The organism is Candidatus Abyssobacteria bacterium SURF_5 (assembly GCA_003598085.1).
In the GTDB taxonomy this organism is placed as follows: Bacteria; Abyssobacteria; SURF-5; order SURF-5; family SURF-5; genus SURF-5.
The window spans coordinates 20,075-29,406 of sequence record QZKU01000110.1 but is presented as its reverse complement, the minus strand read 5'-3'; the positions used below and the strand labels follow the sequence as shown (position 1 = coordinate 29,406).

General features: G+C 54.9%; 5 protein-coding genes. 2 read left to right on the top strand and 3 right to left on the bottom strand.

All coding sequences use genetic code 11. The features are described from left to right. Window positions 1-120: 120 nt before the first annotated feature. The 3 genes from C4520_15695 to C4520_15685 form a co-directional block, all read right to left on the bottom strand. Window positions 121-1,515, bottom strand: coding sequence for a PRC-barrel domain containing protein (locus tag C4520_15695; protein ID RJP17812.1), 1,395 nt, complete (start codon window positions 1,513-1,515; stop codon window positions 121-123). Between the two features lie 221 nt (window positions 1,516-1,736). Next, the gene (locus C4520_15690) at window positions 1,737-3,617 is read right to left on the bottom strand and encodes an aldo/keto reductase (GenBank protein ID RJP17811.1); all 1,881 of its coding nucleotides are present in this window, start codon (window positions 3,615-3,617) and stop codon (window positions 1,737-1,739) included. Window positions 3,618-3,716: 99 nt separating this feature from the next. After that, window positions 3,717-5,471 (bottom strand): GAF domain-containing protein, encoded by a 1,755-nt coding sequence (locus C4520_15685; GenBank protein RJP17810.1) that lies wholly within the window; start codon window positions 5,469-5,471, stop codon window positions 3,717-3,719. Between the two features lie 114 nt (window positions 5,472-5,585). Here C4520_15685 and C4520_15680 point away from each other — a divergent pair, with 114 nt between their 5' ends. Further along, window positions 5,586-6,026 carry a MerR family transcriptional regulator gene (locus tag C4520_15680; GenBank protein RJP17809.1) on the top strand — a complete coding sequence of 147 codons (441 nt, stop codon included), beginning with the start codon at window positions 5,586-5,588 and terminating at the stop codon, window positions 6,024-6,026. Beyond that, the gene (locus C4520_15675) at window positions 6,016-9,330 is read left to right on the top strand and encodes a glycosyltransferase (GenBank protein RJP17808.1); all 3,315 of its coding nucleotides are present in this window, start codon (window positions 6,016-6,018) and stop codon (window positions 9,328-9,330) included. Before C4520_15680 ends, C4520_15675 begins: the two co-directional genes overlap by 11 nt. Window positions 9,331-9,332: the final 2 nt, after the last annotated feature.

The window sequence follows — 9,332 nt, the reverse complement described above, 5'->3', positions numbered from 1 at the left end:
GTGTCCTCCTCTCTTTGATTTCCCTACAACTACAACCAAAGATTGGAGCACAAAGCTGGCCGCTTTGTCTACTTTTACAGAAATTAGCCTACACTACCGACTATCTATGATCAGTATGAATTAGTAGCCGCTCTTACGGTCGTCCATCTTGCCTTTGTTGTACATCATGCCCTTATCCTTCATGCCTTCGTGCATCTTGTCTTTGTGCATGAAGTTTTTGCCCTCAGCATCCAGGCCGTAATAGCTGTGGATTCTGCGGTTCCAGGCAGGATCGTCGAGGTTCTGCCAATCGGCTTCCACGAACCTCGGCGCGTTCATGAGTTTCTGATGGGTGACGTTCAGAGACAGCATGTCTTTTTCAGGTCCCACTTTCACGACTTGCCACGGGACGGCGACGAATTCGCCTCTCTCATCCGCGAAGGAAAGGATCAGGTATTTTATTTTCCCGTCCTTGCTAATGACGAAATCGTGAACGGTTCCCACTTCGCGTCCTTGCTGGTCAAGGACCGTTTTCTTCATCAGGTCGCCGCTCTTGAAAATGCCATATTCCGCGCCTTCAAAAGAGGCGGACCCTTTCATTCCAGCATCTTCCCCGAATCGACCTTTTTCCATTTTCCCGGTCTTTTCGAAGTCGCGCGATTTATATTCCATTCCTTCATCGGTTCCGTAATAGGTATGGATTTCGCGCTCCCATTCGGGGCCGTAGCTCTGTTCGTCGAAGCTCGGAGCATTTCGGAGTTTTTCAGCGGATGCACTCAATGTAAGTGCGTCTTCCTCCGTGCTCGGCGCAATCATGCTCCAGGGGACAGCTATGAGTTCGCTGCCGAAACCCAAGAAACCTCCCGAAGCAATAAGCGCATACTTCGCTTCGCCATTTGCACCAATGATGATGTTCTGAAGCTGGCCGACCCTCTCACCCTCTTTTGTGAGGACCGGCTTATCCAACAATTCGCTTCCGCGGAAAGCGCCGTGGAATTCCTTGCTCATGGCGCCTTTCTCGTGCATCATTTTGCTTTTATGCTCGTATTTGCTCTTGCCTTCGAATTCGCCCTGATGCTCGAATTCAGTGGAGCCGCTTTTTGCTCCTTCTTCTTCATAATATGCGTTCACTTCCCGCTCCAAGTCGGCGGTGAATTCGCCTTCCGCAAAAGCGGGCGCATTACGAACGGTGCTGCTCCCAAGCGAAAGCATCAGCGTGTCGGTGACAGGAGTCTGAACCGTCGACCAGGGAACTGCGACGACTTTCTCACCGATATCGAACACTCCTCCACTCGAAATCAGGAGGAACTTCACATCGCCGTTTCTCCCAATGATCAGGTTCTCGACTTCTCCGAGCGTTTCTCCATCTTTACTCAAGACATTTTTGCCAATGATTTCATCGGCTTTGTAGAAGCTGTGCATTTTAGCTGCACCATGCATTTTGCCGCTGGAATACATGTCTCCGGCGAACGTCTGAGCCGTAAACAACGTGCTCACGGCAAATGCCATCGCGACTAAAAGGCCAAGCATTTTCATTGTTGGTTTCTCCTTTTATTGGATTCGCCTCATCGATTTTCTTTGAGACGCAGTCTCTTTATCATCGCGTCTCCTCTCTATTTCTCTTTTACATACTATGTCATCCACCCATACCCGCATCTAGGGTCTTTTCCTGAGAGGGAAAGGAAAATAATGTTGATTGATTTGGCGAACATGAGGGTGGAAATCAGAGAGATAATAATGATTATCGTTTGCAACTCTCAGGCGGAGGGGCAGGTAATGGGGACTTCGGCCCAAGGGCTGCGGTTGCCGCCTTGGTCGACCGCGCGGACGCGATAAATGTGCAGTCCCGGCGAATCCTCGATTCTGAAGCGGAACGGGTCCTGTGTGGTTTGTGGATGATGCGCTACCTCGCCGATTTTTTGTTCATTGCGGAAGATCTCGTAAGACGCCAGCGGCGAAGCGCCGGCATAGCTGCAATCCCAGGCGAGATAGATTGCGGGGGTTCCTATTTTATACTCGTAGTATCCGCTGTCGCAGTCGGCGCGGAGCGCGCGGGGCGGAGTCAGGCCTGTGGCCGGCCGCTGAAAGTAGTTGGTGTCGCCGCCGGCTATCTCATAGGTTCGCTCCTCGATGCGCCGCATGTCATCCGGCGAAAGCGGTTCGCGGAGCTGGGCTGCATCGATATTTGAGACGAGCTGATCGACGTGCGGGTCGTCGGAATCGTCGATATTTCCGATTCCCGCAATAAGTATGTCGACTCCTGGCACGCTGAGGGCGTACTGTATAAGCGGCGGTGACGGCAGTTCTTTTGAGCCGACCTTCATGTAGACGTCCTCGGGCTGATGCGAGAACGTGCGGGAGCCGGAGTCGCGGCCGTACATGACGCCGTCGGAGAATATCTTCATGCCGATCACGCCGAGTCCTTTGGCCTTGGCGACGGGGATGACGTTGTTCTGGTGATTCAGGTACAGTTTATCGTTTGGATTGATCGCGATAAGCAGGGTGTCGATGATTCCCAGTCTGTCGCGTTGAATCGCCTCCATGTATGCCGGCGAGTTCCAATGACCTGTTATCCCGATGTGGCGGACCAGTTTTTCTTCGGCGGGATTTGCGCCCGTTCGGTTTGTGCCGTCTCGCAGGTCGAGCAGGCCGGCGAGCGCGCCGATGTGTTCGGCATGGGGATCGGGATTTTCAAGGCCTTCGAATATGGCGTCGACTTCCTCCAATGTATTGATGTTATGAATCTGGACGAGGTCGAGATATGCTCCCTTGGGATAGCCGCCCCTGCCGTCCCCGAATATTTGTGAGAGAGACCTGCGCACGTCGTGTATTGCGTTGCGGACGCGGGCGCCGTTGGAGACTGAGTTCGGTCCCAGGGCCTCGCTTGCTGCAACGGAGTAGCGCATGTGAGTTTTGGACGCGAGAAACAGGTTCTTGCGGAGGCGCCGGTCGTATCCGGGTACTTCGGGAACAAGGTGAAGCCGCCGGAAGGCTTTTCCGAAGGTTAATTGGCTCGGGCCGTAGATGTTGGAGGTATCAAAATAGGTGACGCCCTTCCCCAATGCTTTGTCGATGATTTTCTCGCCGTCCACCCCGCGGCGGGGCCATTGGATAGAGCCTTGCCCGCCGAGACCGAAGGTGGTCGCCATTCGGCCGGTTTTCCCGAGCATCCTGGTCATCAATCCATTTTGGGTGTTTCTCTGTCGACGGCCCATGTTTCGCCTCCATTGGTTCTCGGGGTTCTCGGGGAAAATCCTCTTCTGATACAAGTATGCCCATAAGGCTTTTATGTTGGCTAATGGAGGGGAGGAAGGTAAAAGGGAAAAGGTGAAAAGTAAAAGGGAAAAGAGAAAAAGCGGAAGGGGAAAGGGAGAAGGGGACCAAGGATTCCAGGCGCCGGATAAGGGGGAGGTCATTAGAGATAATGCGAATGGCCTGACCACGCGAGGCGCGTGGCAGACGAGGGGGATTGATGATCCGCATACACTGCTGTCCAAGATTATTTTAAAGATGGCATTCTGGTTCTGAAAGAAAACCATGTTTTCCAAGACTAGATTGGAGTAACTAAACTTGAGGTTATCGTAACAAGAATTTTTTTTTACCGCAGAGGCCCAGAGAGCGCAGAGAAAGAGATACACAGCACAAGGTCACGTTGCTTGAATCTTTTTTTCAATCTTCTTGGCAAGAGGTGTCCGGATATGCGATGGAATGTTGAGACGGGTGATAGGCAGACGGAGCTAATTAGAGGTTTGGTCGCTGGCGGTTTCGGCGACAGGTTGGCGCGGCAGAGAGAAGGAGAAGCAGCTTCCCTTTTTGGGTTTGCTATCGACCCAGATGCGTCCGCCCATGGCTTCGATGGCCATTTTGCAGAAGGCGAGTCCGAGGCCGGTGTCGGTTCGGTGTCCCAATTCGCGGAGTCCTGCCTGACAGAATTTCTCGAAGATCTTCTGATGAAATTCGGAAGGAATGCCGTCTCCGAAATCGCGGACGGAGACGACGATCTCACCGGTGTCGGCGGCGGGCGCGGCGGCAACATGTATTTCGGCTCTTGGCGGACTATGCTTCATGGCGTTGGAAAGGATGTTGGAGAGAACGCGCTCCAGGAGCCGCTCGTCGGAGACGATTTCCCGGGCGGCGGGTTTGATATCAGCGATAACGGACTGGTCTTCTTTGTTCAAGACGGCCGCATAGCGCTCGACGACGCGGTCGAGCAGGTTGGCGAGGTCCAGCGGAGCGCGCTCGATCTGCATGCGTCCGCTCTCGAGTTTCGAGAGTTCGAGCAGGTTGGCGATCATTTCAGATAATTTAAACTGATTTCGCTTTGCGAGTTGTATGTATTCCCGCTGCTGTTCGGAGAGTTGCGCCTGCGGGTCCAGGGCCACCAGGTCGAGGGCCATCATGGTGTTGGTGACCGGATTTTTCATGTCGTGGACGACCATATTGATGAGGTCTTCCTTCAGCGATTCGAGCTCCATCAATTTGCGGTTTTTTTCCTGCATCTCCTCGTTGATGGCTTTGAGCACCTGGATCTTGAGATTTTCCTCATACAGGCGGATATTATCGATGGCGATGCCGGCGGAATTGGCGACCATTGTGAGCAACTGGAGGTGTTCTTCGGAGAAGTGATCGGGCGCCCCGCGGTGGTCAACGTAGATGATGCCGAGTTTGTCGTTTCTGCCGCGGATGGGGACGCACATGGCGGACTTGATGTGGCCGCCGAGGATGCTTTGCCTGTCGGGGAAGCGTTCATCTTCCGGAGCGTTACAGGTGATGACGGACTCTTCCGTCTCGAGCACGCGCTGAGCGATGGTACGGCTGAAATCGACGCCGGTCTCAGCGCCGGCGCCGTTTTTTTTCTTTGAGGCGACCAGGTTCAGCTCGGACTGTCCCGTCTCGAGGAGCATGATATAGCCGCGGTCGGCCTTGAAGAGCGAGAAGATGATTTCCAGGATTTTTTCCGCGAGTTCTCTCACATCGAAAATGGAAGAGATGATTGCATTGATTTCGTAGATGCGTTTCAGATTTTCGTGGGCCTGCCGCAGCGCGACCAGGCTTTTTGGGGATGGGGTGTCCGCGGCGAAAGCACGGAGGATCTTTTTCGAATCGGCTCGTTTGACCGGCACCTCCTCTTGCCGATCGGGTTTTGGATTGACGAAGTATCGCAGGTAGGTCCTTCCGATGGATATCCGATCCCGGTCGCGCAGGCGTTTTCTGCGGACCTGAATCCCGTTAACATACGTGCCGTTTGCGGACTCGGTGTCCTCGATAAAGTATGCGCGGTTAATGAGGGAAATCACTGCATGGTGGGAGGAAGCTGTATCGTCCTCGATCACGACATCGTTTTGGCGCGACCGTCCGATTGTCACGCGTCCCGAGCGGAGGTGATAGACGGTTGGTTCCTTTGAGCCCGAGGAAATCTCCAGAAAAGGCATGATGAACGCTCCCATGGCCAAAAGAACGGATCTTTCAAGCGAAAAGATTATACAGTTCATCCGCGGGATTTGGCAACTCTTGGGAAAAAGACAAGGAAAAAGTTAAAGTTAACGTTCAACTTTGCCGATAGATAAGGGGAAGGAAGAAATTCTTTCCTCTATGAGGAGGACGCGGTGCAGGCGCAATTACAGGAGAAACCGGGCGCGGCGGTAGAACAGGAAAATGCGCTTACGATCCGGCGCGTCAGCGATTTAACGGGTGTCCCGCCCCATACGCTCAGATTTTGGGAGCGGGTAATGCCGCATGTTCTGAAACCGCAGAGGACGGCGGGGGGACAGCGCCGCTATGATCGGCAGGCGGTCGAGTGCGTGCTGGAGATCAAACGTCTGTCGGAGGTGCACGGGTACTCATTGGCGGCCATAGGGCGCCGGCTGAAGGCGGAAGTTGCCTTTTCTTCTCCGCCTCCTTCGGTTAGCCGGGAAGTCGACATCCGCTCCGACCTGATCGACTCGATTGTTCTGGAGATTACCGCGCTTTTAAAGGAAAGACTTCTGCGTTTCCTTCAATATTCCCCGTCAGAAAACGAGCAGGAGCAGACCTCATATGAACCCTAGAAAAGAAGAAAAGTCTTCATCACCGGGATCGATTTCGCTGTGCATGATCGTGAAGGACGAGGAGGAAAACCTCGCTCGATGTGTTGCAAGCGCTCGCGGGCTGGTTTGGGAAGTCAATGTTGTGGACACCGGTTCGACCGATGCAACCGCCGCACTTGCCCGGCGACTGGGGGCGAACGTGAAGTCGATTCAATGGGCAGATGATTTCAGTGGTGCCCGGAATGCGTCTCTTGAGATGGCGCGGTCTGAATGGACTCTGATTCTCGATGCCGACGAGGTTCTGTCACCCGACGCGGCGCCTGCCATCCGCAGGGCGATCGAGGAGACGGACGCCGCAGGGTTCACGCTTCCAACCAGAAATTATACGGATGACGCGTCCTCGGCCAATTTCATCCTCAATGACGGCAGATTTGCGCCGGCGGCTGGATTTCGCGGCTGGGTGGAATCCCGGAAGGTGCGTCTCTTTCGCAACCTGCCGCAGATACGGTTTGAGGGGCGGGTGCACGAGCTGGTGGAGCCCTCGATTCGGCGTGTTGGCGGCAAAATCGAGCCGCTCGACGTTCCGGTACACCATTTCGGCTATCTGAAACCGGAAGCCCTGATGAGGGCGAAGCTGGCGCGGATGAGGAGGCTGGCCGAGATAAAATGCAAGGAAAGCCCGAATGATTACAAGGCGCACTATGAGCTGGGAGTCATCGAGGCTCGTCTCGGCATGATGGAAGATGCAAATTTTTCATTCGAGAAATCTCTCAGACTGGAGGATGGCTTTGCTCCGGCGCACTATGATCTGGGCGTCGTCCTTTTAAGTGCCGGGCGGCTGAGGGAGGCGGCGGAGGAATTTGAGGCCGCCTCGCAGCTTGATCCGAAGAATTACGACTCGCTGTATAATCTGGCGGTAACGCTCCAAAGACTGAACAGGGAACGGGAAGCCGAGTCGGCATACCGCAGGCTGCTTGAGAGATATCCCGCAGATAGCAAGGCATTGAACAATCTTGGCGCCCTCTATGCTTCGATCGGCCGGGTTACTGAAGCTGAGGAGGCGTTCCAGAAGGCTATGAAAGCCGCGCCGGAATGTTCGAGCGTGAAGGCTAACCTCAAGAGATTACGACAGTCAGCTTCATGCGAACCTCCCAATTTCCCGATGCGACCGGCGCCTTCGGGAAATGCGGGAAAGTCTTTTACCCTCAGCACGTGTTTTATCGTGAAAAATGAGGAACAGCAGATAAAGCGGGCCATTGAATCCGTGATGCCGATCTCCGATGAGATTGTGGTGATCGATACCGGTTCCGCGGACGCCACGGCCGAGGTCGCGCGTTCTTGCGGGGCTAAGGTGGAGCGGGCAGAGTGGAAAGACGACTTTTCCGCTGCGAGAAACGCGGCCGTGGAATCCGCGACTTCGGATTGGATACTGGTGATTGACGCCGATGAAATCATTGCTCGTCGGGACCTGGAGAAGATCCTTTCCCTCTCTCCGGCGGGCGAGACGTGGGGCTATTCCATGCTCACCCGCAACTACTCGACCGATCGCCGGATTGTGGGCTGGCAGCAGGTCGAGGTTTCCGATCCGTACGCGTGCGGACAGCCGGGCTGGTTTCCGTCAAGGAAGGTGAGGCTGTTCAGGAAGGTTCCGGGAGTAAGGTTCGAGGGGCGCGTGCACGAGTGCGTCGAGCCTTCAATTCTGAGGGCTGGAAAGCGGATCGAAAATATCGATGTCCCGGTGCATCATTACGGCTACGTAAGAGGACGGGACGCGAAGAGGCGCTATTATCTGGAACTTGGCAAACGAAAGGCGGAGGAATCTCCCGCCAACGCTCAGGCGCAGTATGAGCTGGGGATACAGTACTTGGACGTAGGCGAATATGGGCAGGCGGAGGGGCCGCTTGAGCGGGCGCTTGAACTTGGAGCGCGGGATGAGCGAATCCTTCTGAACCTCGCGATAGCGAAAATTCACCTGAACAAGCTATCCGAGGCGGAGGAACTGCTTAAGGAGGTTATCGCCGCAAATCCCGCGTCGGCTTGCGCGTTTTATAATCTCGGGGTGGTCCTGGAAAAAAGCGGGCGACTGGCTGAAGCGGAACAGCGATACGGGAAGGCGCTGGCGCTCGATCCTCACGATGTGAACGCGCTCGCGAAGCTCGGATATGTGGAGGCTCGCGCCGGCGAATTTGAAGCGGCGCGGGGACTGCTCGAGCGGGCGCTCGCGCTCGATCCGGATCACCGGATTGCGCGGAACAATCTCGAATATGTTGATGCGAAGCTGAAGGGGGCTCATCCCCGGCGGCTCGATCTGACGTTGAACATGATTGTGAGAGATGAGGAGCGCAACCTCAGGGAGGGGCTTGCGCCGATTGCAGCGCTTTTCGATGAGACCGTTGTTGTCGATACCGGCTCTTCGGATTCGACGAGGGAGGTAGCTGAATCACTCGGAGCTACAGTGTTGCGGCATCAATGGAATGATAATTTTGCGGAGGCGAGAAACGTTGCGCTCAGGCACAGCAAGGGAAAGTGGATTTTCTGGCTGGACGCTGATGATCGTCTTGAGCCGAAAGCGGTCCAAACGCTGCGCAAATTCATTGCGAGAGGGACTGCCTGCGGAGTATTCTTTCCGCTCGACTCCGAGATTGGCAGGGGACGAGCGCAAGTACGAAATTACACGCTGAGATTGTTTCCGAACAAGTCGGAATTAAAGTGGCAGGGGGCGGTCCATGAACAAGTCGTCCGAAGCCTGGTTTCCGCCGGAGTGGACCTGGTAAACTGTCCTGACTTCACGATTCGTCACGTCGGGTATTCAGATGATGAAGAAGTTTTGCGGAAGAATCTGCGAAACCTGAAACTGCTTTCTCGCGAGTTGGCGAACAGGCCGAAGGACCCTTACATTCTTTTTGCGCTTGCGCAGGGCTTCCTGTTCTGCGGCCAGGTGGACGCGGCCGCCGGGTGGCTTCGGGAATTGTGGCGGCTGCGCGAAGAAGTCGACATGAAGACCTGGAAAGACGTTTTCTGGCTTGCGGCCGTTGTGCTTTCAGATTGCGCGGCGGCCGGCGGCGATTCCGCCCAAGCCGAGGCGTGGTTGAAAGAAGCCATTGAGCTTTCTCCTCAGAACTGGCTTGCGCATTTCCTGCTCGGGGAGAGGAAGTTTTTGGGAGGCGATCTTGAGGCCGCCTCTCCGCATCTCGAGACGGCGAAGTCGGTAGGAGTATCTCCGACAATTCTTCCACTCGATCTGAAGGAACTTGGAGAGAAACTGAACCGGTATCTGGAGCTATTGGAGAAGGGCTTGCCGGCCAAAATTCGAAAGGCGATCTGAAA